23 protein-coding genes are annotated in these 25,878 nt (G+C 69.9%); 8 read left to right on the top strand and 15 right to left on the bottom strand.

The features are described 5' to 3' along the window. Positions 1–71: 71 nt before the first annotated feature. The 13 genes from ACZ5VQ_RS15385 to ACZ5VQ_RS15325 all read right to left on the bottom strand — a co-directional run bounded on the left by ACZ5VQ_RS15385 (position 72) and on the right by ACZ5VQ_RS15325 (position 14,738). The gene (locus ACZ5VQ_RS15385; protein ID WP_469105383.1) at positions 72–875 is read right to left on the bottom strand and encodes a rhamnogalacturonan acetylesterase; all 804 of its coding nucleotides are present in this window, start codon (positions 873–875) and stop codon (positions 72–74) included. A 151-nt stretch (positions 876–1,026) separates the two neighbouring features. Beyond that, positions 1,027–2,388 carry an ABC transporter substrate-binding protein gene (locus tag ACZ5VQ_RS15380; protein WP_469105382.1) on the bottom strand — a complete coding sequence of 454 codons (1,362 nt, stop codon included), beginning with the start codon at positions 2,386–2,388 and terminating at the stop codon, positions 1,027–1,029. A 117-nt stretch (positions 2,389–2,505) separates the two neighbouring features. Then, positions 2,506–3,591, bottom strand: coding sequence for a pectate lyase family protein (locus tag ACZ5VQ_RS15375; protein WP_469105287.1), 1,086 nt, complete (start codon positions 3,589–3,591; stop codon positions 2,506–2,508). 42 nt (positions 3,592–3,633) lie between these two features. After that, the gene (locus ACZ5VQ_RS15370; protein ID WP_469105286.1) at positions 3,634–5,184 is read right to left on the bottom strand and encodes a glycoside hydrolase family 43 protein; all 1,551 of its coding nucleotides are present in this window, start codon (positions 5,182–5,184) and stop codon (positions 3,634–3,636) included. Beyond that, positions 5,181–6,023: a DUF6807 domain-containing protein gene (locus ACZ5VQ_RS15365; RefSeq protein ID WP_469105285.1), complete on the bottom strand. Its 843-nt coding sequence runs from the start codon at positions 6,021–6,023 to the stop codon at positions 5,181–5,183. Before ACZ5VQ_RS15365 ends, ACZ5VQ_RS15370 begins: the two co-directional genes overlap by 4 nt. Further along, the gene (locus tag ACZ5VQ_RS15360; protein ID WP_469105284.1) at positions 6,023–7,210 is read right to left on the bottom strand and encodes a Gfo/Idh/MocA family protein; all 1,188 of its coding nucleotides are present in this window, start codon (positions 7,208–7,210) and stop codon (positions 6,023–6,025) included. Before ACZ5VQ_RS15360 ends, ACZ5VQ_RS15365 begins: the two co-directional genes overlap by 1 nt. Positions 7,211–7,248: 38 nt before the next feature. Further along, positions 7,249–8,583: a pectate lyase family protein gene (locus ACZ5VQ_RS15355; protein ID WP_469105283.1), complete on the bottom strand. Its 1,335-nt coding sequence runs from the start codon at positions 8,581–8,583 to the stop codon at positions 7,249–7,251. After that, positions 8,580–9,482 (bottom strand): carbohydrate ABC transporter permease, encoded by a 903-nt coding sequence (locus ACZ5VQ_RS15350; protein WP_388468340.1) that lies wholly within the window; start codon positions 9,480–9,482, stop codon positions 8,580–8,582. The genes ACZ5VQ_RS15355 and ACZ5VQ_RS15350 overlap by 4 nt, the downstream gene beginning before the upstream one ends. Next, positions 9,479–10,414: a carbohydrate ABC transporter permease gene (locus tag ACZ5VQ_RS15345; protein WP_055616478.1), complete on the bottom strand. Its 936-nt coding sequence runs from the start codon at positions 10,412–10,414 to the stop codon at positions 9,479–9,481. The genes ACZ5VQ_RS15350 and ACZ5VQ_RS15345 overlap by 4 nt, the downstream gene beginning before the upstream one ends. 163 nt (positions 10,415–10,577) lie before the next feature. Next, on the bottom strand, positions 10,578–12,359 hold the full coding sequence (gene araD, locus ACZ5VQ_RS15340) for an L-arabinonate dehydratase (protein ID WP_469105282.1): 1,782 nt from the start codon (positions 12,357–12,359) through the stop codon (positions 10,578–10,580). Continuing rightward, on the bottom strand, positions 12,356–13,273 hold the full coding sequence (locus ACZ5VQ_RS15335) for a dihydrodipicolinate synthase family protein (RefSeq protein ID WP_469105281.1): 918 nt from the start codon (positions 13,271–13,273) through the stop codon (positions 12,356–12,358). Before ACZ5VQ_RS15335 ends, araD begins: the two co-directional genes overlap by 4 nt. Continuing rightward, the gene (locus tag ACZ5VQ_RS15330; RefSeq protein ID WP_055616480.1) at positions 13,270–13,926 is read right to left on the bottom strand and encodes a GntR family transcriptional regulator; all 657 of its coding nucleotides are present in this window, start codon (positions 13,924–13,926) and stop codon (positions 13,270–13,272) included. Before ACZ5VQ_RS15330 ends, ACZ5VQ_RS15335 begins: the two co-directional genes overlap by 4 nt. 206 nt (positions 13,927–14,132) lie before the next feature. Beyond that, the gene (locus tag ACZ5VQ_RS15325) at positions 14,133–14,738 is read right to left on the bottom strand and encodes a TIGR03086 family metal-binding protein (RefSeq protein WP_469105280.1); all 606 of its coding nucleotides are present in this window, start codon (positions 14,736–14,738) and stop codon (positions 14,133–14,135) included. 191 nt (positions 14,739–14,929) lie between these two features. On the opposite strand from ACZ5VQ_RS15325, the gene ACZ5VQ_RS15320 reads away from it, so the two are divergent. After that, positions 14,930–15,898 carry an NAD(P)-dependent alcohol dehydrogenase gene (locus ACZ5VQ_RS15320; RefSeq protein WP_469105279.1) on the top strand — a complete coding sequence of 323 codons (969 nt, stop codon included), beginning with the start codon at positions 14,930–14,932 and terminating at the stop codon, positions 15,896–15,898. 151 nt (positions 15,899–16,049) lie between these two features. Next, positions 16,050–17,312 carry an MFS transporter gene (locus tag ACZ5VQ_RS15315; RefSeq protein WP_469105278.1) on the top strand — a complete coding sequence of 421 codons (1,263 nt, stop codon included), beginning with the start codon at positions 16,050–16,052 and terminating at the stop codon, positions 17,310–17,312. On the opposite strand, the gene ACZ5VQ_RS15310 is transcribed toward ACZ5VQ_RS15315, so the two are convergent. Together ACZ5VQ_RS15310 and ACZ5VQ_RS15305 are read right to left on the bottom strand one after the other, a co-directional pair. Beyond that, complete coding sequence (locus ACZ5VQ_RS15310; RefSeq protein ID WP_469105277.1) at positions 17,246–18,415, bottom strand: hypothetical protein; 1,170 nt, start codon at positions 18,413–18,415, stop codon at positions 17,246–17,248. The genes ACZ5VQ_RS15315 and ACZ5VQ_RS15310 overlap by 67 nt on opposite strands. Beyond that, complete coding sequence (locus ACZ5VQ_RS15305; protein WP_469105276.1) at positions 18,412–19,353, bottom strand: 5-dehydro-4-deoxyglucarate dehydratase; 942 nt, start codon at positions 19,351–19,353, stop codon at positions 18,412–18,414. The genes ACZ5VQ_RS15310 and ACZ5VQ_RS15305 overlap by 4 nt, the downstream gene beginning before the upstream one ends. A gap of 282 nt (positions 19,354–19,635) precedes the next feature. Here ACZ5VQ_RS15305 and ACZ5VQ_RS15300 point away from each other — a divergent pair, with 282 nt between their 5' ends. From ACZ5VQ_RS15300 to ACZ5VQ_RS15275, 6 genes are all read left to right on the top strand, one after another. After that, the gene (locus tag ACZ5VQ_RS15300) at positions 19,636–20,460 is read left to right on the top strand and encodes an NAD-dependent epimerase/dehydratase family protein (RefSeq protein ID WP_469105275.1); all 825 of its coding nucleotides are present in this window, start codon (positions 19,636–19,638) and stop codon (positions 20,458–20,460) included. 305 nt (positions 20,461–20,765) lie between these two features. After that, a complete protein-coding gene (locus ACZ5VQ_RS15295) occupies positions 20,766–21,536 on the top strand; it encodes a DeoR/GlpR family DNA-binding transcription regulator (RefSeq protein WP_143637268.1) in 771 nt (256 codons plus the stop codon). 112 nt (positions 21,537–21,648) lie between these two features. Continuing rightward, on the top strand, positions 21,649–23,019 hold the full coding sequence (locus tag ACZ5VQ_RS15290; protein WP_469105274.1) for an ABC transporter substrate-binding protein: 1,371 nt from the start codon (positions 21,649–21,651) through the stop codon (positions 23,017–23,019). Further along, positions 23,016–23,954, top strand: coding sequence for a carbohydrate ABC transporter permease (locus tag ACZ5VQ_RS15285; RefSeq protein WP_469105273.1), 939 nt, complete (start codon positions 23,016–23,018; stop codon positions 23,952–23,954). Before ACZ5VQ_RS15290 ends, ACZ5VQ_RS15285 begins: the two co-directional genes overlap by 4 nt. Beyond that, positions 23,951–24,832, top strand: coding sequence for a carbohydrate ABC transporter permease (locus ACZ5VQ_RS15280; RefSeq protein ID WP_362087168.1), 882 nt, complete (start codon positions 23,951–23,953; stop codon positions 24,830–24,832). Before ACZ5VQ_RS15285 ends, ACZ5VQ_RS15280 begins: the two co-directional genes overlap by 4 nt. Further along, positions 24,829–25,818, top strand: coding sequence for a zinc-dependent alcohol dehydrogenase family protein (locus ACZ5VQ_RS15275; protein ID WP_362087165.1), 990 nt, complete (start codon positions 24,829–24,831; stop codon positions 25,816–25,818). Before ACZ5VQ_RS15280 ends, ACZ5VQ_RS15275 begins: the two co-directional genes overlap by 4 nt. Positions 25,819–25,878 lie beyond the last annotated feature (60 nt).

Genomic DNA, 25,878 nt, shown 5'->3' with positions numbered 1-25,878 from the left:
TCAGGGGCGCGGGGAACTGCGCGACCAGCCACAACTCACGGACGGCTGCAAACGAACCTCCAGCCGCAGCACTAGGACTCGGGCCAACTGATCCAGGACTCAGGAATCAACTCGTCAAGGCGCCGAACATCCCGAGACGCCACCACCCGACGACGCAACAACTCACCCGCCACCATCCGAGCCACAGCAATGGCCCCCGGCGGATTGAAATGCGTGTTGTCCTGCTCGACATCGGTCCAGTTGAAGTACTTCTTCGTCTCCTCGACCCCGAGTTCCTGCCACAACGCAATCGACAGAGCCTGAATGTCGAGCAGTGCCACACCTTCGGCCGCGGCCAGCGCCCGCATGGCAGGCGAATAGTCGCCATGGGTGCCCACGGCGCCCCCACCGGCATCGAACTTCCGCCGCTCCACGGACGTGGCCAGCACCGGCCGGGCACCCCGCGCCCGCGCCCCGTCGACGTACTGACGGAGATAGTCCTGATAGGTCGTCCACGGCTCGGTGTACCGCGTGGGATCGGCGATCTTGGAGTCGTTGTGCCCGAACTGAACGAGAAGGAGATCGCCGGGCCTGATCGCGGCGAGAATGACGTCGAGACGCCCTTCGTCGATGAAACTCTTCGAACTGCGCCCGTTCACCGCATGGTTGGCGAAAGCCAACCGCTCCCGCAGAAAGAACGGAAGCGCCATGCCCCAGCCGGTCTCGGGTGCGGCATCGGCGTATTTCTGGGCGGCGGTGGAATCACCGGCGATATAGAGGGTGCGCTCTCGGGGCCGCCCCTGCGGGGAGGCGGCAGTGGCGGGCCCCGTCGCCGCGACGGCGAGGGGAACGGCGGCAAGCGCCGCGGTGGTGACCTGTCTGCGGGTGAGTGACACGACGATGTGCCTTTCGGACATGGGAAAGCTGCGGTTGGTGCAGGAGGTGGCGCCCAAATCGCGCCCCTTTAGGGGCGCGGGGAACTGCGCGACCAGCACAACGGCCCCGCAGCTCCCCACGATCGACCCCTGCGAAGGAACAGCGAAGGGGCTAGCCCTTCTGCTCGTTCCACTCCGTCTGAGCCTCATTGAGCTGATCGGCCAGGGTGTCCAGGAAGTCCTTGGCACTCATGGACCCGTTCATGACCTTCTGGAACGCCGGCTCGTTGTCCGTCTTGGAAATGGTGTTCCAGTCGGGCAGGTAGTACGGCAGCTGAACGATGGTCGTGGACCCATCACTCAACGCCTCGGCGGCAAGCTTCGTGGGCTCGGCCTTCGAAACCCAGGCGTCCTTCGCGGCGTCGTTGTTCGACGGCACCTGCCCCGCGGCCTCGTTGAACTTGGAGTTCTCCGCCTTCGAGGTCGCGAAGTCGATGAACTTCCAGGCGGCGTCCTTGTTCTTGGAGCTCTTGAACAGCCCGAGCCCGTCCACGGGGTTGGAGACCTGGACCCGCTTGCCACCGGGTCCGACCGGCTGCGGAATACCGCGGAACTTGTCGACGCCGAGCGCCTTCACATGGTCCTGGTAGGAACCCAGGTTGTGGTTCAGCATTCCGATCGTGCCGGAGTCCCACTGGGCGACCATCTTGGTGAAGTCGTTGTTGAGGTCGGCGGCCGGGGTGGCCTTCTTGAAGAGGCCCACGTACTTCTCCAGGGCCGCCACGTTCTTCGGGTCGTTGACCGTGGTCTTCTCGTTGCCGGCGTCCCAGAAGGACGTGATGCCGGACTGTCCGTACATCGCGTCGAGCGCCTGGGCGATGGATCCGGCGCCACCGCGGATGGTGTAGCCGAACTCGTTCTTGCCCTTGTCGGTGAGCTTGTCGGCAGCCTCGTAGAACTTGTCCCAGGTGGTCGGCGCTTCCAGGCCCGCCTGCTCGAACAGGTCGGTGCGGTAGTAGAGGACGCCGTTGTTGGCGGAGGTCGGGATCGAGTACAGCGTGTCGTCCCGGCCGCCGGCCGCCTTCAGCGACTTGACCATGTCCTCGTTGAGCTTGCCGTTGAGGGAGGACTTGCCGAGGCGGTCGTCCAGCGGCTCCAGCGCGTTCTGGGCGGCGAACCCGGCGAGCATCGCGGCGCCGACACCGCCGACGTCCGGCAGCCCGCCGCCCTGGAGGGCGGTGTCGACCTTGGACTGGTACTCGGTGGCGGCGATCCCGACGTACTCGATCTCGATGTCGGGGTTCTCCTTCTCGAAGTCGGCGATGATCTCCTTCCAGATGTCCGTGCGGACACCGCCGTTGTTGTCCCAGAAGACGACCTTGCCCTTGCCGCTGCCGTCGGCGCCCTTGTCGCCCGCGGCCCCGCTGCCGTCGTCGCCGCAGGCGGTGGCGGTCAGCGCGAGCACGGCGCTCAGGGCGACGGCGGCTGCCGAGCGGCGCCCGCCTCTGCTGCTCCTGTGAATGCTGGTCTTCATCATCGGCTCTCTTCTTCTGGATCCAACGAGGGTTGTGTCGCTGTGAAGTTGTGAGGCTGTGGGGGGCTGGAGGAAGCCATGTGGGCTCTGGAAGGAGTCACGTGGGGCCGGAGGGGCTCAGGGGCGGGCGTGCGGTGCTTGCTGCGGACCGGAGAACCTGGACACGAGCGCGGGGACGGCCGCCGCCGGGTGGAGCCGGTAGTCGTAGAAGTCCCGCGGGTCGAAGGCCGCGCCCCTCGTTTCCTGGCGGCCACTGGTGTTCTTCAGGATCGAGCCGCGCTGCACCAACTCGGCCGTGGCGTCGGCCTGGTAGGGGTGCTGGACGTCCTGGTAGTAGCTGTTCTCGATGACCATCCTGGTCTTGCCGCGGGACCAGTTGCCGTACGTCCATACGGGGTCGCCGGGGTCTGCCTGGGCGGTCATGTAGTTGTTGTAGAGGTGTGCGTAGGCGCAGTTGTCGGCCGACGGGTTGCGCTGCTTCGTACCGCGGAACCAGTTGTGGTCGATGGTGATCTGCGTCTTCACGTTCGGCGTCCAGCCGATGCCGAAGGTCTTGTTGTTGTTCTCGAAGCGGTTGTAGGAGACGGTGACGTACTCGCTGTCCTTGCGGATGTCGAGCTGCCCGTCGCAGATCCGCGAGAAGCGGTTGTGGTCGATCCAGACGTGGTGGACGGTGTCCATCTGGATGCCGTCGAAGTCGGTGTCCTTGCAGTCCCAGTTGCCCTCGACGTACGAGTCGCGGATCGTCAGGTTGCGGATGATCACGTTGTGGGTGCCGGGCGTGAGGTGCAGTTCGCCCTGGACGAGCTCCCCGGCCGTACCGACGCCGATGATGGTCTTGTCCGAGGCCACGACGACGTTCGCGCCGAACGGCTCGGCCTTGATCGTCCCGGCGACCCGGATGACGTACGGCTCCTCGGCTGCCGCGTAGCGCTCCAGGCCGGCCTGGGTGGTCACGGTGACGACCTCGCCGCCGGCGCCTCCCGTCGTACCGCCCTCCAGGGACGCGAAACCGTGGGCCTTGTCGGTCCGGCCGACACTCTCGGACACCGCCTCGGCCGGGGCGACGACCCCGAGCCCCAACGAGGCCACCAGGGCGGTGACCGTGACCAGGGTCCGGCCGAGGCCAGGGCCGGGCCCGGCACCGAGCCCCGGCCCGGAACCCGGTCCGGGCAAGCGCTTGCTGCTACGGAAGTGCGTCATTGCGGCTCCCAACAGGCGTACAACGGTGATGACTTGAAGCGATCAGGCAGGTGGCGCGGTGATGCGGAACTGCGTGAACGTGGCCGCCCCGGCGTGTCCCCCGCCGGTCGGCGCGAGTGCGACGAGGCCGAGCAGGGCGCCGACCCAGCGCCAGGGGGTGGCGGCGAAGACCTGGCCGGACCGCTCCCAGCCGTCGCCGAGGTCGTGGGAGAAGCGGCAGCGCGCCCCGGCGCCGGCCTCGATCCGCAGCCGTACCCGTCCCCCGGGCGCGAGCCGCGGATGCGCGGCGTCCCGCTCGCGCTCGGCGACCGACTCGGCGAACCGGTGCACGAGGTGGACCGTCCCGTCGGCCCCCCGTTCGAGCCCGATCCAGCTGAACGCGTCGCCCAGGACGACGAGTCCGGCCCGCGCGCCCGGCTCCTCGGCGTCGAGCCGCAGCCCGACCTCGACGGTGCACGGGGCCCCGGGCAGCCGCTGGGTGAGCACGTTCGGTAACTTGCGCAGATCCTGCGCGTCGACCGTCCGTACGCAGGCCAGCCGCAGCCCGTCGCCCGAGTGCTGGGTCGCCCAGCCGTCCTGCGGGTTGGCGGTCCACTGCCACTGCCGTCCGAACCTCCCGCCCGGGAAGTCGTCGTCGGTGGCGGGCGCCGACAGCGGCTGCCGAGGCAGGTCCGGCTTCCGGTGTACGGCGACGGGGGCGCCCTCGTCCCCGAGGACCGGCCAGCCGTCCGTGCCCCAGCGCATCGGCTGGAGGTGGACGACCCTCCCGTACGCGCCCTTCTCCTGGAAGTGCGCGAACCAGTGCTCGCCGGACGGGGTGGTCACCCAGCCGCCCTGGTGGGGGCCGTTGACGTCGGTGTCGCCCTGCTCCAGGACGACCCTCTCCTCGTACGGGCCGAAGAAGTCGCGGGAGCGCAACGCGCCCTGCCAGCCGGTCTCGACGCCACCTGCCGGGGCGAAGATCCAGAACCAGCCGTCGTGCCGGTACAGCTTCGGCCCTTCGAGCGTGAACCAGCCGGGTATGCGGTCGCCGTCGACGATCACCTTGCCGTCGTCGAGCAGTCCGGTGGCGTCGGGCCGCATCCGATGGCCGGTGAGCCGGTTCTTGACGCCGGAGCGGGACTTGGCCCAGGCGTGCACGAGGTACGCCTCGCCGGTCTCCTCGTCCCACAGCGGGCAGGCGTCGATGAGTCCCTTGCCCGCCTTGACGAGGTGAGGGCGGGTCCAAGGGCCGCGTATCTCCGGGGCGTTGATCTGGTGGATGCCGTGGTCGGGGTCGCCCCAGAAGATCCAGAAACGGTCGTCGTGGTGGCGCAACGACGGTGCCCAGACACCGCAGTCGTGGCGTGGCTTCCTGAACTCCCGTGCTGGTTCGAGGAGTTGTAAGGCATGGCCGACGAGTGTCCAGTTGACGAGGTCTCGGGAGTGCAGCAGCGGCAGGCCCGGGACTCGGCCGAAGCTGGAGGCGGTCAGGTAGTAGTCGTCGCCGACACGGATGAGGTCGGGGTCGGACCAGTCGGCGTTCAGGACCGGGTTGCGGTACGTGCCGTCGCCGAGGTCGGCGGTGAAGGCGGGTGCGCTCTGGCCACTCATGGGCTCACCGCCTTGCGGACGAGGGCCGCGGCCTCGCCCCGGTCGAGGCGGCCGTCGGCGACGACGGTGACGACCCGGCGTACGACGGTCTCCCCGGCCGGGACCGGCAGCCTTTCCTGATGGGCGAGGGACGAGCCGACGCCCGGGTACTCGGCGGTGCGCACGAACCACGGGTCGCGCCGGGTCCGCTCGGTGGCCCCGGCGAACACCAGCGTCCAGTTGGCGCCCGCGAGTGCCAGCCAGTCGGCGCGCGTGCCGTGCACGGTCTCCTCGCCCTCGGTGCCGGCCGTGAACACCGCGGGCGCGGCGGCCTCCTTGCGGGCCCGCCAGAAGAAGCCGCCGTAGGCCGCACCCGGCCGTCCGTTGGTCGCCGGGCTGCCGATCGACAGGGGTTCGGCGGTCGTGTTGGTGAGCGAGAAGGTGAAGTCCAACGCCCAGGCGGTGTCGGTGAGTTCGGTCGCCGCGGCCGTACGCCGCTCGCGCAGCAGCTCACCGCCCGCCGCGATCCAGCGCAGTTCCTCCACGAAGCCGTCGGGGTCGCGCAGCTGGAACGTGGAGTGCCGCTGGGCCCCGTGGTTGTCCAGCTCGGTCGGCCCCCGGTCGCGTACGTAGGTGCGACCGCCCCAGAAGTTGAACCCCTCGACGTCGGGAACGGCGACACCGACGCCGAGGTGGTGGATGTGGTCGGCGGGGCTGAGCTCCGTGACGGCCGTGCCGGCCAGGGTGGTGACGGGGTGGAAGTACGGACGCGGCGACAGCTTCGGCGGCAGCTCGGGCCGGGTGACGTAACGGCCGACCGGGCGGCCCGCGACACGCAGGACCAGCGACTCGTTGTTCATCAGGTACTCACCTCTTTCGGGAGCGCCCAGGAGGCGCCCAGCTCGGAGTAGAGGGCGAGGGTGTCGGCGGCGGCCGCGACGAGTCCGTCGACTCCGTGCACGATCCGGCGGTTCTCGTCGGCCTTCAGGTACCAGGCGTCGGCGGGCAGCGCGACGGGGTCCGGCGCCTGTCGAATCGCTTCAACGACCTTCATGAAGGCGCCCGTCGAGTCCGGCGCGACCAGCAGTCCGGCCCGGCCTTCGAGGTGCTCGACGAGGTTCTCCAGCAGGTCGGTCCTGCCGTACGTGATCTCCTGCGGTCCGTGCCCCGACCGCTGGACGAGGACGCGGTCCTGCTTGTACCAGAAGGTGATCCGGCCGCTGGTGCCGTGCACCAGGACGTACGGCTCGTCGGGGTGCTCGGCGCACAGGGTCGCGGCGACGGTGATCCGGTGGCCGGCCGCGGTGGTGACGCGGACGCAGGAGGTGTCGTCGGACTCGATGTCGTTGGCGCGCAGCAGCTCGGTCTCGATGCCGGTGACGTCCTCGGCGCGGGTGGCGCCGTCGAGGGCCAGGGCGGTGGCGACGGCGTGCGCGAGGGGGTTGGTCAGCACCCCGTCGACGACGTCGGCCCCGTTCATCCGGCGCCGCCCGGCCCAGGGCGCGCGGCGGTAGTACTCCTCGGCGCGCGCCCAGGCCCCGGCCCCGCCGATCCCGTCCACCCGGCCGATCGTGCCCTGCGCAATCAGCTCCCGGATCGCGGGAACGGCCTGCGAGCCCAGCGACTGGAAGCCGATCTGGCAGACCACCCCGGCCGCGGCGACCCCGTCGGCCATCCGGCGGAACTCGGCGTACGAGGGAGCCGGCGGCTTCTCCAGCAGGATGTGTACGCCCCTGGCGGCGGCCGTCAGCGCGAGGTCGGTGTGGGTGGGGATCGGCGTGCAGATCACGGCGATCGCCGCGCCGGTGGAGTCCAGCAGGGCCCCGAAGTCGGCAGACTGCTCCGGGAGTTCGCCGGGCGCGGTGAAGCCGCCCAGCTCCGCCTCGGTGAGCGGGGTCAGCTCGCAGATCCCGGCGAGACGCACCAGGCCCTTGTCCTGGAGGCGGCGGATGTTCGCGAGGTGCCAGTGGCCGTGACCGCGGGCGCCCGCGAGCACGACGGGGAGGGGGGACTCGTGCGAGGGCAGGGCCTCGGAGGAAGAGTTCATGGGCCCTATCGAAGCGGTTCCGGGCCCGGTGGCGGTGCTCATCGGATCCTCCCCGCTCCCGCGCCGCGCTCGACGTCACGGTCGGCCTTCGCGGCGCTGTCGACCGTGCCGTGCAGCGTGGGGGTCCAACCGACGTCGGCGGTCAGGTCGCGTTCGCTGCCGGAGTTGTAGGCGTTGTGGATGGCGAGCAGGTCCACGGGGAACCCGTTGAAGAGCGTGCCGGACTGGTGCAGGGCCGTGCCGTTCCAGCTCTTCACCAGGTCGGCGACCTCGATGTGGCCGGATGTCGTGAACGCGTTGTTCTCCGCGTGGACCGCCGACTCGACGGAGATCCCGAGCGAGTAGCGGTAGTCGTGCGCGTCGGCCGGGACGACGTACCGGTTGTTGTAGACGTGCACCTGCCCGAAGCGGACGCGCGGGGCGCGCTGGACGACGGACTCGAACTCGTTGTGGTGCAGGGTGACGCGCAACTTGCCCCGGTCGCCGGTGGCCGTGTCGCCGTTGCCGATCAGCATCGCCTTGTCGTGGTCGGCGAACCGGCTCCAGGAGACGGTCACCAGGTCGGAAGCGTTGGTGATGTCCAACAAGCCGTCGTGGCGCAGGTAGTTGCGGCCGAAGTAGGTGGGCTCGTTCTCGTCAGGGTGGCCCTTGTCGGACGCCGTGACATGGTCGATCCACACATGGGTGGCGCCGCGCAGCCACAGCGTGTCGTACGCGGTCTTCCAGTCGCCGAGGCCACCGGAGTTGGGCTGCCAGACGGGGAAGCAGTCGTAGGCGTCCCGGAGTTCGAGGTTGCGGACGATGACGTTGTCGGCGTCGCGGATCTGGAGGCTCGCGCCCTTGAGTACGGCGCTGTCGCCGAGCCCGACGATGGTGGTGTTGGAGCCGACTGCGAGCTCGACCCGCTCGGCCTGGGCCGCCGCCGAGGCCTGCCGGGCCTCCTCCTGCGGACCGGACGGCTTGGCCGCGCCCCAGGTGCGCGGGTCGTACGCGGCCAGGTACTTCTTCAGGCCGTAGCCGTCGGTCGCGTAGTCGTCGCAGTCCAGCCGCTTGCCGGAGTCGTCGGTGTTGGCGTCGATCGTCCCCGCGACCTTGATGATTTTCGGGGTCGCGCTGCCGCCGTCGAGGGCGCGGACCAGCTCGGCCCGGTTCCGTACGGTGAAGACGTGGGCGTCGTCTGCGGAGGAACCCCCCGTGGTACCTCCGTCGGCGGCGGCCCAGCCGTCGTTCGCGGGCAGGATCTCGCGGCTGATGTCACGGGCCTCGGCGTTCGCCGGTGCCCCAAGTGCGGCCAACAGTCCGCAGGCGAGGGTGACTTGGAGGACGCGGCGCCCTCTTGCCGTGCGCCGCAGGTAGGTGCGTACGCCTCTCATCCCTTCACCGCCCCGGCGCTGAAGCCCGTGATCAGCCACTTCTGGATGAAGGCGAAGACGATCACGACGGGTACGGCCGCGATGATGCCGCCGGCGGCGAGCGCGCCCAGGTCGACGCTGTCGGCGCTCATCAGGCTGTTGAGGCCGACGGGGATCGTCTGCTTGTCCTGGTTGCTGAGGAACATCAGGGCGAAGAGGAAGTGGTTCCAGGAGTGCACGAAGGCGAAGGAGCCGACCGCGATCAACCCGGGGCGCAGCAGTGGCAGGACGACGACCCGGAAGCCCGTGAAGCGGTTGCAGCCGTCGACCCAGGCGGCCTCTTCCAGCGAGTACGGCACGTTCCGGATGAAGCCGCTGATCAGGATCATCGACAGCGGCAGCTGGAAGACGGTCTCGGCGATGATGACGCTGCCCAGCGAGTTGATCATCTGGAGCTCGGCGAAGATCTGGAACAGCGGCACCAGGAGCAGCGCGCCCGGCACGAACTGGGAGCAGAGCAGCGCCAGCATGAAGGCACGCTTGATCCTGAAGTCGAAGCGGGCGAGGGCGTAGCCGCCGGCCAGTGCGACGAGCGTGGTCATGAAGAGCGTGGCGACGCCGACGTAGACGCTGTTCTCGAAGTACGTGCCGAAGCTGCGCTCGTTCCACACCTTCTCGAAGTGCTCGAAGGTCATGGGCCAGGGCACGAGCGAGGTCGAGCCGGGCTTGCGCAGGGCGAAGAGCAGGATCCAGTAGAAGGGGATGAGCGTGAAGAGCAGGTAGATGCCGAGCGGGACGTAGATCTGCCAGCGAGGGGCCTCGTCCCAGGCGCGCCTGCGCTTCCCCGGGCGCTGCGGCGGCTCGTCGGCCACTGGTGCGGGCACGGCCGGAACGACTGTGTCGATGTCCTTGGTGATCACTTGTCCCCGCCTCCGAACTTGCTCAGCCGCAGATAGACCATCGAGAAGAAGAGAAGGATCACGAACGCGACCGTGGTCAGGGCCGATGCGTAGCCGAAGTTGTGGGCGTCGACGCTGGTGTTGGCGATGTAGAGCGGGAGTGTCGTCGTCTCCCCCGCGGGTCCGCCGCCGGTGAGGGTGTAGAGCAGGTCGACGTTGTTGAACTCCCAGACCGCGCGCAGCAGCGTGGAGAGGATGATGGCGTCCTTGAGGTGCGGCAGCGTGATGTGCACGAACTGTCGGAAGCGGCTGGCGCCGTCGACCTCGGCGGCCTCGTACAGGTCCTTCGAGACGGACTGGAGGTCGGCGAGGATGAGGATCGCGAAGAACGGAACGCCTCGCCAGAGGTCGGCGACCACCGCCGCCGGGAAGACGGTCGAGGTGTCGGAGAGCCAGCTCGTGCCGTAGTCCCCGATACCCATGTCGGCGAGGTAACGGGTGATGCCCGTCTGGGAGTTGTAGAGCAGCACCCAGATCGCGGAGGTGAGTACGCCGGACACGGCCCAGGGCGAGAAGACCAGGGCGCGGCCCAGCGAGCGGCCCACGAAGGTCTGGTTGACGATCAGCGCGAGCGCCAGGCCGAACAGCAGCTGCAGCCCGACCTCGACGACGACCCACTTGGCACTGAAGACCAGGGTGTCCCAGAACTGCGGGTCCTCGGTGAAGGCGTGCACGAAGTTGTCGAAGCCCGCGAAGCCGTTCCGCCACGGCTTGGTGGGGTTGTAGTTCTGCAGGCTGTAGTAGAAGACGCTGAGCACCGGGTAGGCGATGAAGCCCAGCATCAGCAGTCCCGCCGGGGCGATCAGCAGATACGGGAGCCTGCGGGGCGTCGCTGAGCCACGGCGCCGCCGGGGTGGCGCGGGCTTTTTCGCCACGGCTGCGGCTTGGGCCATGACTGTTCTCCGTTCTCGGGGGTGTGCGGGTGGTGCTGTGCGCTCGTTCTGTTCGTTTCTTCGCTTTCGTGGAAGCGCTTGCTATCCGGACAGTGTCTGGTGAAGCGCTTCGCACACATCGTTCGATATCTCGGACAGACGGGAGTGCCGATGGGCCAGTCCCTCAGCCCGCGTACGGGTCCTGCACCTTGCCCGGCCGTGCCAGGAACGCGAAGTCGCAGCCGGTGTCCGCCTGGGTGATCTGTTCGTTGTAGAGCGCGCCGTAGCCGCGCTCGTAGCGCTCGGGCGGCGCGGTCCACTCCGACCGGCGCCGCGCCAACTCCTCGTCGTCCACGTTGAGTTGGAGCGTGCGCGACTCGACGTCCAGCGTGATGGTGTCGCCGGTGCGGACCAGGGCGAGCGGTCCGCCGATGTACGACTCGGGCGCCACGTGCAGCACACAGGCGCCGTAACTCGTGCCGCTCATCCGGGCGTCGGAGATCCGCAGCATGTCCCGTACACCCTGCTTAAGCAGGTGGTCGGGGATCGGCAGCATCCCGTACTCGGGCATGCCCGGGCCACCCTTGGGTCCGGAGTTGCGCAGCACCAGCACGGTGTCGGCCGTGATGCCCAACTCCGGGTCGTTGATGGTGCGTTGCATGGTCCGGTAGTCGTCGAAGACGACCGCGGGACCGGTGTGCTTGAGCAGGTGCGGCTCGGCGGCGATGTGCTTGATGACGGCGCCGTCGGGGCAGAGGTTGCCGCGCAGGACGGCGACGCCTCCCTCGGCGGCGACGGGGTTCTCCCGGGTGCGGATGACCTCGTCGTTGTGCACCTGCGCGGAGGCGAGCTGCTCGCGCATGCTGTCGTACGAGACGGTCGGCCGGTCGAGGTGCAGCAGGTCGGTGATCCGCGACAGGAACCCGGGCAGTCCGCCGGCGAAGTGGAAGTCCTCCATGAGGTACGTCCGGCCGCCGGGCCGTACGTTCGCCAGGACCGGCACCGTACGGGCGATCCGGTCGAAGTCGTCGAGGGTGAGCCGGACTCCGGCGCGTCCGGCCATGGCGATGAGGTGGATCACGGCGTTGGTGGAGCCGCCGAGCCCGAGGACCGTCGTCACCGCGTCCTCGAAGGCATCGGCCGTGAGGATGTCGGACAACTTCCGGTCCCTGCGGACGAGTTCGACGATTCGCAGGCCCGAGGCGGCGGCCATCCGGTCGTGCCCCGAGTCGACGGCGGGGATGCTGGAGGCGCCCGGGACCGTGACCCCGAGGGCCTCGGCAGCCGCGGTCAGCGTGGACGCCGTACCCATGGTCATGCAGTGACCGGGCGAGCGCGCGAGGCCGCTCTCCAGCTCGGTCATCTCGCAGTCACCGATGAGCCCGGCGCGCTTGTCGTCCCAGTACTTCCACATGTCGGTGCCGGAGCCGAGGACCTCGTTGCGCCAGTGGCCCGGCAGCATGGGCCCGGCGGGCACGAAGACCGCCGGCAGGTCGACGGACGCGGCGCCCATGAGCAGCGCGGGCGTCGACTTGTCGCAGCCGCCCATGAGGACGGCCCCGTCCACCGGGTACGACCGCAGCAGCTCCTCGGTCTCCATGGCGAGCATGTTGCGGTAGAGCATCGGGGTCGGCTTCTGGAAGGTCTCGCTCAGCGTCGACACCGGGAATTCGAGAGGGAAGCCGCCGGCCTGCCACACGCCCCGCTTGACCGCTTGGGCGCGGTCGCGGAGGTGGACGTGGCAGGGGTTGATGTCGGACCAGGTGTTGAGGATCGCGATGACCGGCTTGCCGAGGTGCTCCTCGGGGAGGTAGCCGAGCTGGCGGGTGCGGGCGCGGTGACTGAAGGAGCGCAGGCCCTCGGTGCCGTACCACTGGTGGCTGCGCAACTGCCTTGGGGCGTCCGGGGTTTGGGCGCTGTCGGGCGTTGCCGAGCCGGACCCGGTGCCTGGGTTGGCGTCGGTCATATCGACCACCCCGCGGCGATGGCGGCGATCTCGGCGCGTTCGGACTCGGGGAGCTGCTTGCTCGGCGGCCGGACCTCGCGGCGGCACAGGCCGAGCGAGGCCAGGGCCTCCTTCACGACCGTCACGTTGTTGGCGGAGTTGTTGGCCGCGCGCAGTTCCTCGAAGCGGCGGATCTGCTCCCAGACCTTCATGGCGCCCGCGTAGTCGCCGGATCGAAGCGCTTCGATCATGTTCAGCGAAACGGCCGGGGCGACGTTCACGAGCCCGGACGTGAAGCCCGTCGCGCCCGCCGAGAAGTACGAGGGCGCGTACGGTTCGGCGAGTCCGGCCACCCACACGAAGCGTTCCAGCCCGGCGTCCCGCGCGAACGCGGCGAAGCGGGCCGCGTCCGGCACGGCGTACTTCACGCCGATGACGTTCGGGCAGGCGTCGGCCAGTTCGGCGAGCCGGGCGCCGGCGAGCACCGGGTTGCGGATGTACGGGACGACGCCCAGCTCGGGGACCGCCTCCGCGATCGCCCGGTGGTAGTCGACCCAGCCGCCCTCCGAGACGTACGGGTGGACGGGCTGATGGACCATCACCATCTGTGCCCCGAGCTCACGGGCGTGGCGGGCGGAGGCGACGGCGGTCGGCACGTCGTGCCCGACACCGACCAGGATCGTCGCCCGGTCCCCCGCCTCCTCGATGGTCAACTCCGTTACCGTGCGCCGCTCTTCGGGGCTCAGGGCGTAGAACTCGCCGGTGTTGCCGTTGGGCGTGAGGATGCGCACGCCGCCGTCGAGCACCCGGCGCAGCAGGACGCGGTGGACCTCCTGGTCGATGGAGCCGTCCTCGGCGAACGGGGTCACGGGGATCGCCACCACGTCGGCGAGGGCGGCCCGCCCGGCCTCGAACGCGGTCGTGGTCGCGGTCATTCCTGCTCACCCTTTCCCTGGGCCTCGGGGAAGGCCCGTTGCACGAACGAGGCGATGTGCGAGTGCAGGGCGCGGGCCGCGCCGTCCGAGTCGCCGTCGAGGGCGAGCCGCAGGATCTCCCGGTGCTCGGTGGCCTCGCGCTCCCAGGACGGGTTGGCGGCCCAGGCGACCGCGGAGACCAGGGCGGCCTGGTCGCGGACCTCGTCGAGCATCCGGCCGAGCAGCGGGTTGCCGCAGCGGACGTAGAGGGAACGGTGGAACTCGCGGTTGGCGAGGGACCGTTGGGCGGTGTCGGTGGCGGCGTCGGCGCGTTCGAGCGCCTCGCGCGCCGTGTCGAGGGAGGAGCCGCGCCGGACGGAGCGCCGCAGCGCCTCCGGCTCCAACAGCAGCCGCACGTCGTACACCTCGCGCGCCATGTCCGCGTCCACCATGCGCACCGTGACGCCCTTGTACTGGTTCATCACGACGAGCCCGGTGCCGGCCAGGGTCTTGAGCGCCTCGCGCACCGGGGTCTTGGACACCCCGAACTGTGCGGCGAGCTCGGTCTCGACCAGGGCCTGTCCCGGGGTCAACTGCCCGGTGAGGATGCGGTGTTTGATCCCTTCCAGCACGAACTGCGTGCGGGAGGGGATCGGCGTGGGCACAGAGGTCATGCGCGCCTCTCGGGGTAACGGAGTCCCCAGGGCATCGGGGGCTCGCGTATCTGATCTCGCGTATCGCGTCTCATATATGACGTACGAAGTACGACGCGATGAAAGTAGGAGCGCCCCCGTGTTTCGTCAACGCTTCTGACAAAAGAAGTTCGAGGCTTCTGACAAAAGAAGGCCTGCCCCGTCGGCCGATGGGCTCAGCGGTGGGCTCAGCCGGTGGGCGCCCACCCCGGGTCGCGGCCGCTCAACCCGATCACCCGGTCCAGCAGAGGTGCCCCCTCTGGCACGGGCACGACCGGTCCGAAGATGGTTCCGCGCGACGGATCGTCCACCGAGGGCGCGAGCATCTCGTACGCCGCGTTCAGGGCCGCCGCGTCGGGGGCGTACGGCTGACCGGTCGCCCGGGCCAGGTCCCAGCCGTGCACGACGAGTTCGTCGGCGGCGACGATGCCCGCGACCTCGCCGGGCAGTTCCACACCGCCCGCCCGGGTCTCGCCCGTCCACGCGGCCGGATCGCGCCACGCCTCGGCCAACTCGCCGAGCACCTTGGGCAGTTCGGCGCGCCAGCCGGGCATCACGTCCGGCAGTCGGGAGGTGGGGTCGGTGTCCGTCGTGGCCCCGAGGTCCTTGCGCCCGGCGTCCCGGAAGGCCGCGGACAGCCCGGCCAGATGCCCGAGCAGATGGCGCACCGCGTACTCCGGACACGGCGTCACGGCGTCCAGCTGTTCCTCGCCCACCTCCTCCGCGAGGCGTGCCACGATCAGGGCCTGCGGCCCCAGGTCAAGGATGCCGGGAGTGGTACCGCCGTCGCCCATGCCGGGCTCCTCTCGTCAGGGGGTCTTCAGGGGGTAGACCGTCGGCCGTACGAAAACTCATCGCTCCCGGTCCCAAGATCGTGCTCAGGAGTCTGGTCAGGCGTTCGAGCCGTCGAGATGCTCGGTGCACACCGGGATACCGGATGTCACCGGGATATCCGGTGCCGGGGACCGCGAAGGGGAGCCACGCCATGAAGGCGATCGTTCAGGATGCGTACGGATCAGCGGACCTCCTGGAACTGCGCGACATCGACCGCCCCGTGCCCGGCGACGACGAGGTGCTCGTCGAGGTGCGCGCGGCCGGTGTCGGCCCCGAGGTGTGGCACCTCATGACGGGCCGGCCCTATGTGGCGCGCGTCGCCCTGGGGCTCCGTAAGCCCAGGAACCCGGTACGGGGCTGGGACGGCGCCGGACGGGTCGAGGCCGTCGGGGCGAAGGTGACCGAGTTCAAGCCGGGCGACGAGGTCTTCGGCAACTGCGAGGGCTCGTTCGCCCAGTACGCGCGCGCCAAGGCCGCGAAGATCGCCCTCAAGCCGTCCAACCTCACCTTCGAACAGGCCGTCGCCCTCCCCGTCTCCGGCATGACCGCCCTCCAGGCCCTCAGCGGCAAGGGCCGTCCGCAGCCGGGCCAGAAGGTCCTCGTCATCGGCGCGTCCGGCGGCGTCGGCTGCTACGCCGTCCAGCTCGCCGCGATGTACGGCGCCGAGGTCACCGGCGTCTGCGGCCCCACGGGCGCGGATTTCGTACGGTCCCAGGGCGCCTCGCACGTCATCGACTACACCCGCGAGGACATCACCGACGGCCCGCACCGCTACGACGTCATCGTCGACAACGCGGGCCTTCGCCCCCTGCCCGTCCTCCGCCGCGCCCTCGCCCCGCGCGGCACCCTCGTCATCGTCGGCGGCGAGGGCGGAACCGGCTTCTTCGGCGGTATGAGCCGCGGCCTGCGAGCCGTGATGCTCTCGCCGTTCATCGGCCAGAACCTCAGCAACCTCATCTCGGTCGCGCGCCGCGAGGACCTGCTGACCCTCAAGGACCTCGCCGAGCAGGACAGGATCACCCCGCCGATCGACCGCACGTACCCCCTCGCCGAGGCCGCCGACGCCCTCCGCCATCTGGAGAAGGGCCATCCCCGGGGCAAGATCGTCCTCAGTATCTGAACCGGGCGGGAGCCCGACGGTAGCCGACGGGACCGGCGGGCCCGTCGGGGCTTCTCCCCACCCCGACGACCCCGCTGCCGCTTCCGTGGCGTCCCCGCTAAGGCACCTGCCCGATGCCCGGCCCGGGGCCTTAGCCCCACGATGACCTGGCATGACGACAAGGACATGGACACAGACATGGGCGGTGGCCTGCGTCCTGCGAGACCGCAACGCGGGTCTGTACCTCGGCGGAGTCGTGGTCTCCGGGTTCGGCTCGTCGGCGATGTGGCTGGTGTCCGGGATCTGGGTGAAGGACCTGACCGGCTCGGACGGCCTGGCCGCTCTCTGCGTCTTCGCTCTCTGGGCGCCCACGCTGATCGGCCCGGCCCTCGGCACCCTCGCGGACCGCACCCGCCGCCGGCCCCTGCTCGTGTGGACGAATCTGGGCCTGGCCGCACTCCTGCTGCCCCTCTTCACCGTCGACTCCCCCGGCACCCTGTGGATCCTCTTCGCCGTGCTCCTCGTCTACGGAGCGGCCGGCGTCGTCCACGACGCGGCGGAGTCCGCTCTGGTGGCCACGGCCGTCGACAAACAGCTGCTCGGCGACTTCAACGGGCTGCGCATGACGGCCAACGAGGGCATGAAGCTCCTCGCCCCGCTCGCGGGAGCGGGCCTGTACGCGGCGTACGGGGGCGCCCGTGTCGCACTCCTGGACGCGGTCACCTTCGCCCTGGCCGCGGGCCTCTACACACTCCTGCGCGTACACGAGCCGAAGCCGCTCGCGGCCCCCGCCACGGCCGGTTGGCGCGCCCGAACTGCCGAAGGCGCCCGCTACTTGTGGGGCCACGCGACCCTGCGCCCGCTCGTCCTCGCGGGCGGCACGACCATGCTCTTCTCAGGCCTCAACGGCGCGTTGATCTACGCGGTGGTGGAGGGCCTTGGCCACTCCCCCGCGTACGTGGGTGTCCTGTACGTCGCCCAGGGCGTCGGCTCGGTGGCGGTCGGCCTGGCCGCGGGCCCGCTCCTGCGCCGCCTGGGCGAACGCCGGTTCGCCGGATACGGCATCGCGCTCACCGCCGTGGCCGTGACGGCTCGCGCGCTCCCCTACGACGTGGTGGTCCTCGCCTCGGCCGCGGCGGTCGGCGTCGGACTCCCCTGCGTACTGATCGCGGCGCTCACCGCGGTCCAGCGCGAGACGCCGGACGCCCTGCTGGGGCGCACGACGGCGACCGCCAACACCCTGCTGTTCGCCCCGACCGCGGTGGGACTCGCACTGGGCGCGGGCCTGGTCGAACTGGTGGACCACCGTGTGCTGTTGGCGGTACTCGGGCTCGTGCGACTCGTGACGGTCGCGCCCCTGCTGAGGTCTCAGCCGAGCCGCGCGAGCGCCTCCGCCACCAGCGACAGGTCCTCGTCGGACGCCAACCCCGCGTGATACAGCCGCACTTCGGTGGCTCCCAGCCCGACCGCCCGTGCCACGTCCTCGACGAGTGTCGCCGGGCGGCCGCCCATCCCGCTCACCACGGTGAAGTTGGCCGCCAGCACAGCCCCGTCAACTCCCTGCTCGGCGAAGGGGATCAGCGGCTCGGGTCCGGCGGCGCACGGTACGACCACTCCGTCGGCGACCGACAGGATGTGCCCGGGGTCCACACCGACGTTCGCACCGACGCGGTAGGAGACCGGGTCCGCGTGCAGCAGGATCTGGAACCCCTCGGGCGCGGCCGCGCGTACGGCGAGGACGGCCTCCGTCTGGAGGGACCGGGCGACCGAGTCACGCCACGCGCGCGTGACCGTCGCGAGCTCGGCGCCGAGCAGCTTCTCCACGTCCTCCCAGCCCTCGACGGGAGCCTCGCCCCGCCACACCGGCTCCAGGGCACGCCGGACCGAGGCCGCCAACTCGTCGGGGTCGAGCCCCAGTTGCGTATAGCCGTCCCCGCAGGAGGGGCAGAAGCACAGCGACATCAGGTACGTGCCGGCGTCCCCGAGTGCCACGCCCGCCGTCTTGTCGTGGGCGTGCAGATGCGGGAGCCCGTACCAGCCGAGGGACTCCAGCTCCGTGCCCGCGGCGCCGGGACGGAGCGCCGCCTCGACGGCCAGATCGACGAGGTACGCGCGCGTGTCGGGCTGAGCGACGCAGGGGGCCCACGAGTAGCGGTCCCCGTAGGCGTTGACCACCGAGGTGTCAGGGAACTCCACGCCCATACGGGAGTTGTGCGCGAGCACCACCCAGGTGTGCACGTCGAGCCCCGCCCGCGCGAGAGCCGACGCGGCCTCCCCGTACGCGTCACCGGGCGCCCAGTCCCCGGCGGCGTACGGCCGGAGCCCGCGGCCCTGCCACCGTGCGGTGTCCGTCGGGTAGAGCGCGGCGGCGTGCAGCGCGGTGACGATGCGGTGCCGGGGGTGGCGGGGGGTCAGGGCGCGCGTGGAGTGGTACGCGGAGGCGAGCGTCGCCTGCCGCACGCCGAGCCCGGCGATGCGCTCCGCCGCGTCGGGGTCGCCGTTGACGTCCCACGGATAGACGAAGGTCGACGCCTTCACTTGTCCTCCTCCAGAAGCGCGTGGCCCCGCTCGATCAGCTGGGCGAGCTGCTTGACGTGGTCCTCGGACGGCTCGTGCAGCGGCGGCCGCACCTCGCCCACGTCGAGCCCCCGCAGCCGTACGCCCGCCTTGACCAGCGAGACGGCGTACCCGCGGCCCTGTGCGCGCAGTTCGACGAGAGGCCGGTAGAAGCCGTCGAGGAGCCGGTTCACGGTGGCGTCGTCGCCGGAGCCCAGGGCCTGGTGGAAGGCGAGGGCGATCTCGGGCGCGAAGCAGAAGACGGCGGAGGAGTACAGCGTGATACCGATGCCGCGGTAGGCGAGGCCGGTGAGTTCGGCGGTCGGCAGCCCGTTGAAGTAGAGGAAGTCGCCCGGGTACTCGGACCGCACGGCGCTCACGATGCGCTGCATGAGGTCGAGGTCGCCGAGCCCGTCCTTGAGGCCGATGATGCCCTCGGCGCGGGCCAGCGAGACGACGGTCTCGGGCGTGAACACGGCGTTGTCCCGCTGGTACACGATGACGTCGAGCGAGGTGGCGGCGGCCAGTTCCGTGTAGTGCCGCAGCAGCCCCTCCTGCCCGGCGACGACGAGATAGGGCGGCATGGCGAGCAGCCCGTCCGCGCCCGCCTCCTCGGCTAGCCGCGCATACCGCACGGCGAGCGCGGTCCCGTACCCGGCGCCCGCGACGACGGGGACGCGGCCCGCCGTCTCCTCGACGGCCGCCCGCAGGCACTCCTGGAACTCCTCGGGCGTGAGCGCGTGGAACTCCCCGGTCCCGCAGCAGGCGAAGACGGCGGCGGCCCCGGCCTCGACGCCCCGCCGGACGTGCTCGCGGTAGACGCCGAGGTCGACGGCTCCGTCGCGGTCGTACGCGGTGACGGGGAAGAACAGCGGCCCGCTCGGGATACTGAGTCGACTGGCAAGGGGGGCTGACGTCACGGGCTCTCCCTAGAGCATGAGCATGCACGCACACGCCGACTCGTGCACGTTTCTGATCCATGTCCATATCCCTGAACACTTCCACGCTAAGGCGCCCTCTTGGGGGCGGTCAAGCGGACCGGCATGCATTGCGGCAGCAACAAGGGAGCAGAAAGAGCACGGAAGGGGAGCGGATCTCACCACTCCGCGCGACACTTGACGCGGTCCGTCGACGATCCCTAGCGTGTCCACGGATGTGAATGCCGTACACGTTGACGGCTGCCGATTCAAGGAGACCCGAGGATGCCCGCTCCCCGCACCGTTCTGCTCACCGGCGCCGCCGGCGGTCTCGGCACCCTGATGCGAGGACTTCTGCCCGCCTACGGCTACGAGCTGCGGCTCCTCGATCTGCTCCCGATCGAGGGCGAGCCGGGCGCGGTCACCGCGGACCTCGGCGACAAGGAGGCCCTGCGCGAGGCCGTGCGGGGCGTGGACGCGATCATCCACCTCGCGGGCATATCCCTGGAGTCCACCTTCGAGAAGATCCTCAAGGCGAACATCGAGGGCACGTACAACCTGTACGAGGCGGCACGCGAGGAGGGCGTCCGGCGCATCGTCTTCGCCTCCTCCAACCACGCGGTCGGCTACACCACGCACCCCGAGGGCGAGGCGCCCCACGCCCCGGACACGCTCATCCCCATCGACACCCCGCGCCGCCCGGACACCTTCTACGGACTGTCGAAGTCGTTCGGCGAGGACCTGGCGCAGTTCTACTGGGACAAGCACGGCCTGGAGACCGTCTCCGTGCGGATCGGCTCCTGCTTCATGGAGCCGACCAGCGTGCGCATGCTGTCGGTCTGGATGAGCCCCGGCGACGGCGCCCGCCTCTTCCACGCTGCCCTGACCGCCGAGGGCGTCGAGCACACCGTCGTCTACGGCTCCTCCGCGAACACTCGCCTGTGGTGGGACCTGACCACCGCCCGGGGCCTCGGCTACGAGCCGCAGGACGACTCCGAGCAGTACGCCGAGAAGCTGATCGCCGAGCAGGGCGAGCTGGACCCGCGGAACCCGGACCACACCCGCCTGGGCGGCCACTTCGTGACCAACCCGCCGGTCTGGCCGTACTGACGCCCGCGTCCGGGCCGAGGACCCCATTCGGCCGCACAGGCCACCGCCGACACATCCGGCCACCACGCAAGGACCACCTCACAGGGCGAGCGGGCACCGAACGGGCCCGCCCGCCCCGCCCTTCGGGCATGCCCACTGCCCGAATTCCGCTGCACCGCAGGTCCGGCACGGGCAGCCGTCGCTCGTTACGGTCACATACGGGCGCCATCGGGCCCGCAACAGACCTGGTCAGTGGCGCGTACCCGCTGTAGAACTTCCCCCATGGGCCCCACCGGGCCCGAACGGGCAGTGAGCACGGAGAGCGGGTGTCGGGCATGAGCGCGGAAGAACGTCAGCGGGAGATCGTGAAGAGCGCCCGCCGCACCGGCGCCGTCGACGTGAACGAGCTCGCCGCCGAGCTGGGTGTCGCCAAGGAGACCGTACGACGGGATCTGCGCGCCCTGGAGGACCACGGACTCGTCCGCCGCACGCACGGCGGCGCCTATCCGGTGGAGAGCGCCGGCTTCGAGACGACGCTCGCCTTCCGCGCCACCAGCCATGTGCCCGAGAAGCGCCGGATCGCGGCAGCCGCGGCCGAGCTGCTCGGGGACGCCGAGACGGTCTTCGTCGACGAGGGGTTCACCCCGCAGCTCATCGCCGAATCACTGCCCAGGGACCGGCCACTGACCGTGGTCACCGCGTCCCTGGCCACCGCGGGAGCACTCGCCGAGGCCGACAACACGACGGTGCTGCTGCTCGGCGGCCGGGTCAGGCCCGGCACCCTCGCGACCGTCGACCACTGGACGACGAAGATGCTCGCCGGGTTCGTCATCGACCTGGCGTTCATCGGAGCCAACGGCATCTCGCGCGAACACGGCCTCACCACCCCCGACCCGGCCGTCAGCGAGGTCAAGTCACAGGCCATCCGGGCCGCCCGGCGCACGGTGTTCGCGGGGGTGCACACCAAGTTCGGCGCTGTCAGCTTCTGCCGGTTCGCGGAGATCAGCGCGCTGGAGGCGATCGTCACCAGCACCCTCCTCCCCACGTCCGAGGCCCACCGCTACTCGATGCAGGGCCCCCAGGTCATCCGGGTCTGAAACAGAGACCGCACCCCAGTCCCCCAAGAGTTCGAAAAACCAACTGACCCACTACAGAGGCATCACACTCCCCGCGTCATCCCATATGTACTGATACATCCAGGAGCGATCCATGCGAACCCAGAGCCGACGGAGGCCGCGCGCGACGCTCGTCGCGGCCGCCGCAGGGACGCTGCTCGCCCCGCTGCTCTCCGGTTGCTGGGCCGGAGCGGGCGGAGCGGGCTCCGGTGGCAACTCCATCAACGTCCTCATGGTCAACAACCCGCAGATGGTGGAGCTGCAGAAGCTCACCGCCGCCCACTTCACCAAGGAGACCGGCATCAAGGTGAACTTCACCGTGCTGCCGGAGAACGACGTCCGCGACAAGATCAGCCAGGACTTCGCCAACCAGGCCGGCCAGTACGACGTCGCCACCCTGTCCAACTACGAGATACCGATCTACGCCAAGAACGACTGGCTGCACGAGATGGACTCGTACGTCGCGAAGGACCCGGCCTACGACGAGCAGGACGTCCTCAAGCCCATGCGCCAGTCCCTCACCGCGGACGACGGCAAGCTCTACGGGCAGCCCTTCTACGGCGAGTCGTCCTTCCTGATGTACCGCAAGGACGTGTTCGAGGCGAAGGGCCTCACCATGCCCGAGCGCCCGACCTGGACCCAGGTGGCCGACCTCGCGGCCAAGGCCGACGGCGCCGAGTCGGGCATGAAGGGCATCTGTCTGCGCGGCCTGCCCGGCTGGGGCGAGGTCATGGCCCCGCTCACCACGGTCGTGAACACCTTCGGCGGCACCTGGTTCGACAAGAGCTGGAAGGCGCGGCTCGACTCCCCCGAGTGGGAACAGGCGGTGAAGTTCTACGTGGACCTCGTCCGCGACCACGGCGAGGCAGGCGCACCCCAGGCCGGCTTCGCCGAGTGCCTCAACAACATGACCCAGGGCAAGGTCGCCATGTGGTACGACGCCACGTCCGCGGCCGGTTCACTGGAGTCCGCCCAGTCCCCGGTCAAGGGCAAGATCGGCTACGTGCCGGCGCCCGTCGAGAAGACCGAGTCCTCCGGCTGGCTCTACACCTGGGCCTGGGGCATCCAGGAGGCGTCCCGGAACCCCGACAAGGCATGGAAGTTCGTCTCCTGGGCGTCCAGCAAGGAGTACGAGCAGCTGGTCGGCGACGAGATCGGCTGGTCCAACGTCCCGGCCGGCAAGCGCGCCTCCACGTACACCAACGCCGACTACCGCAAGGAGGCAGGCGCCTTCCAGGAGATGACCAAGGAGGCCATCGAGGGCGCCCGGCCCACCGACCCCGGGGTGCAGCCGCGGCCCGCGCCCGGCATCCAGTTCGTCGGCATCCCCGAGTTCACCGATCTCGGCACCAAGGTCTCGCAGGAGATCAGCGCGGCCATCGCCGGACGCCAGTCCGTCGAGTCGGCCCTGAACAAGTCCCAGAAGCTGGCCGAGGAGATCGCCGAGGAGTACGAGGGACGATGACCGCCACAACAACGGCTCCAGTAGCCGCACCATCCGTACGCACCGAGAAGCGTCCCTCGGGCCGCATGCGCGCCTGGGCGACCCGGGCCCCGCTCCTCCCCGCCCTGATCTTCATGATCGCCGTGACCCAGCTCCCCTTCGTGGCCACGCTGGTGATCTCGTTCTTCGACTGGAACTCCCTCTACCCGGACGCCCGGAGCTTCACCGGCTTCGGCAACTACACCGAGGTCCTCACCGACGCGGCCCTGCGCAAGTCGGTCTGGACGACCATCCTGCTGACGGTCACCGTCGTCCTGGCCAGCCTGATCCTGGGCCTGGGCCTCGCCCTCCTCCTGGACCGGAAGTTCCGGGGCCGCGGCCTGGTCCGTACGCTCCTGATCGCGCCCTTCCTGGTGGTCCCCGTGGCGGCGGCCCTGCTCTGGAAGCACGTGCTCTACAACCCCGAGTACGGCCTGCTCAACGGTCTGCTGCACTACGTCGGCGGACCAGAGCCGGACTGGATCTCCAACACCCCGCTGCTCGCCGTCGAGATGTCCCTCGTCTGGCAGTGGACGCCCTTCATGATGCTGATCCTGCTGGCCGGCCTGCAGAGCCGCGACCACCAGCAAATCGAGGCGGCCGAAGTCGACGGCGCGAGCGCCTGGCAGGTCTTCCGCTACCTCACCCTCCCCCACCTGCGCCGCTACCTCGAACTGGGCGCCCTGCTGGGCTCGATCTACATCGTCCAGAACTTCGACGCGGTCTTCACCATCACATCCGGCGGCCTGGGCACCGCGAACCTGCCCTACACCGTGTACCAGAGCTTCTACCAGGCCCACGAGAACGGCCTCGCCTCCGCGGCCGGCGTCCTGGTCGTCATCGGCTCGATCATCATCGCGACCTTCGCGCTGCGCGTGGTCTCGTCCCTGTTCCGCGAGGAGGTGGGCCGCGCATGAGCGCCACCGCGATCCGTGTACGTCCCCGTAGTACCGAGTCCGGCAACCCCGGCCCCCGCCGCCCCAGGGGAAGGGGTCTCGGTCTGGTCGCCTGGCTGGCCGGGATCGTCTTCTTCCTGCCCATCGCCTGGATGGCCCTGACGTCCTTCCACTCCGAGGAGGACGCGGCGACCAACCCGCCGTCCTTCGGGGCCGCGCTCACCCTCGACGGCTACCGCGAGTTCTTCGGCACGGGCGGCGGCGCGAGCCCCTGGCCGTCACTGATCAACTCGACGGTTGCATCGCTGGCATCAACGCTCCTGGTCCTCGTCCTGGCCCTCCCCGCGGCCTACGCACTCTCCATCCGCCCGGTGAAGAAGTGGACGGACGTCCTGTTCTTCTTCCTCTCGACGAAGATGCTCCCGGTGGTGGCGGGTCTCCTGCCGATCTACCTCTTCGCGAAGAACACGGGAATGCTGGACAACATCTGGCTCCTGGTCATCCTCTACACCTCGATGAACCTGCCGATCGCGGTGTGGATGATGCAGTCGTTCCTCTCCGAGGTCCCGGTGGCGATCATCGAGGCGGCACAGATAGACGGCGCGAAACTCCCGACGATCCTCACGCGGGTCGTAGCCCCCATCGCCCTCCCGGGCATCGCCGCCACCTCCCTCATCTGCTTCATCTTCAGCTGGAACGAGCTGCTGTTCGCCCGCGTGCTGACGGGCGTGGTGGCGGAGACCGCCCCGGTCTTCCTCACCGGCTTCATCACCAGCCAGGGCCTGTTCCTGGCGAAGGTGTGCGCCGCGTCGCTCGTCGTCTCCCTGCCGGTGCTCGCCGCGGGGTTCGCCGCCCAGGACAAACTGGTCCAGGGCCTGTCGTTGGGAGCCGTGAAATGAAGGCCGCAGTCATCGAGTCCGTGGGCCGTGCCGTCGTGGCCGAGGTCCCGGACCCGACGCCGGGCCCCCGCGAGGTCGTCGTCGAGGTCGCCGCCTGCGGCCTGTGCGGCACCGACCTGCACATCCTCCAGGGCGAGTTCGCGCCCAAGCTGCCCATCGTGCCGGGCCACGAGTTCGCGGGCGAGGTGGTCGGGGTGGGCACCCAGGTCACCGAGCTGTCGCTCGGCGACCGAGTGGCCGTGGACCCCTCCCTCTACTGCTACGAGTGCCGGTTCTGCCGTACAGGCCACAACAACCTCTGCGAGCGGTGGGCTGCGATCGGTGTGACGACGGCGGGCGGCGCGGCCCAGTACGCCGTGGCCCCCGTGGCGAACTGCGTCAAGCTCCCCGACCACATCCGCACCCAGGACGCGGCCCTGGTCGAGCCCCTCTCCTGCGCGGTCCGCGGCTACGACGTGCTGAACTCCCGGCTGGGCGCCCACGTCCTGATCTACGGCTCCGGAACCATGGGCCTGATGATGCTGGAGCTGGCGAAGCGGACGGGTGCGGCGAGCGTCGACGTGGTCGACATCAATCCGCAGCGGCTTGCGACGGCCGAGCGGCTCGGCGTCTCGGCGACCGCCACCGGGGCCGACGAGCTGGACCGGCCTCAGGGGTGGGACCTCGTCGTCGACGCCACGGGTAACGCTGCGGCGATCCAGGACGGGCTTGAGCGGGTCGCGAAGGCCGGCACGTTCCTTCAGTTCGGCGTGGCGGACTATTCGACCCGGGTCACGATCGACCCGTACCGCATCTACAACCAGGAGATCACCATCACCGGCTCGATGGCCGTGCTCCACAGCTTCGAGCGGGCGGCGGAGCTCTTCGCCACGGGTGTCCTCGACCCGGACATCTTCATCAGCGACCGCCTGCCGCTCGACCAGTACCCCCAGGCCCTGGACCAGTTCGCCTCGGGCGTCGGCCGAAAGATCGTGGTGGTCCCGTAGGAGGATTCCGCCCCCGCCGCCCCTACCCATTCCCGTCCCTTTTCGGGGGCTCCGCCCCCG

This window comes from Streptomyces sp. NPDC033178, from assembly GCF_055577685.1.
Note: the sequence above shows the minus strand (reverse complement) of the source record. Positions and strands in the feature narration are given on the sequence as shown.

Bases quoted from the DNA above. Each gene is read 5' to 3' on its own strand.
- ACZ5VQ_RS15365 (WP_469105285.1), bottom strand. From the start codon at position 6,023: ATGAACAACGAGTCGCTGGTCCTGCGTGTCGCGGGCCGCCCGGTCGGC.
- ACZ5VQ_RS15290 (WP_469105274.1), top strand. From the start codon at position 21,649: ATGCGAACCCAGAGCCGACGGAGGCCGCGCGCGACGCTCGTCGCGGCC.
- ACZ5VQ_RS15330 (WP_055616480.1), bottom strand. From the start codon at position 13,926: ATGACCTCTGTGCCCACGCCGATCCCCTCCCGCACGCAGTTCGTGCTG.
- ACZ5VQ_RS15355 (WP_469105283.1), bottom strand. From the start codon at position 8,583: ATGAGAGGCGTACGCACCTACCTGCGGCGCACGGCAAGAGGGCGCCGC.
- ACZ5VQ_RS15370 (WP_469105286.1), bottom strand. From the start codon at position 5,184: ATGAGTGGCCAGAGCGCACCCGCCTTCACCGCCGACCTCGGCGACGGC.
- ACZ5VQ_RS15360 (WP_469105284.1), bottom strand. From the start codon at position 7,210: ATGAACTCTTCCTCCGAGGCCCTGCCCTCGCACGAGTCCCCCCTCCCC.
- ACZ5VQ_RS15285 (WP_469105273.1), top strand. From the start codon at position 23,016: ATGACCGCCACAACAACGGCTCCAGTAGCCGCACCATCCGTACGCACC.
- ACZ5VQ_RS15280 (WP_362087168.1), top strand. From the start codon at position 23,951: ATGAGCGCCACCGCGATCCGTGTACGTCCCCGTAGTACCGAGTCCGGC.
- ACZ5VQ_RS15345 (WP_055616478.1), bottom strand. From the start codon at position 10,414: ATGGCCCAAGCCGCAGCCGTGGCGAAAAAGCCCGCGCCACCCCGGCGG.
- ACZ5VQ_RS15375 (WP_469105287.1), bottom strand. From the start codon at position 3,591: ATGACGCACTTCCGTAGCAGCAAGCGCTTGCCCGGACCGGGTTCCGGG.
- ACZ5VQ_RS15335 (WP_469105281.1), bottom strand. From the start codon at position 13,273: ATGACCGCGACCACGACCGCGTTCGAGGCCGGGCGGGCCGCCCTCGCC.
- ACZ5VQ_RS15275 (WP_362087165.1), top strand. From the start codon at position 24,829: ATGAAGGCCGCAGTCATCGAGTCCGTGGGCCGTGCCGTCGTGGCCGAG.
- ACZ5VQ_RS15380 (WP_469105382.1), bottom strand. From the start codon at position 2,388: ATGAAGACCAGCATTCACAGGAGCAGCAGAGGCGGGCGCCGCTCGGCA.
- ACZ5VQ_RS15300 (WP_469105275.1), top strand. From the start codon at position 19,636: ATGCCCGCTCCCCGCACCGTTCTGCTCACCGGCGCCGCCGGCGGTCTC.
- ACZ5VQ_RS15320 (WP_469105279.1), top strand. From the start codon at position 14,930: ATGAAGGCGATCGTTCAGGATGCGTACGGATCAGCGGACCTCCTGGAA.
- ACZ5VQ_RS15325 (WP_469105280.1), bottom strand. From the start codon at position 14,738: ATGGGCGACGGCGGTACCACTCCCGGCATCCTTGACCTGGGGCCGCAG.
- ACZ5VQ_RS15315 (WP_469105278.1), top strand. From the start codon at position 16,050: ATGACGACAAGGACATGGACACAGACATGGGCGGTGGCCTGCGTCCTG.
- araD (WP_469105282.1), bottom strand. From the start codon at position 12,359: ATGACCGACGCCAACCCAGGCACCGGGTCCGGCTCGGCAACGCCCGAC.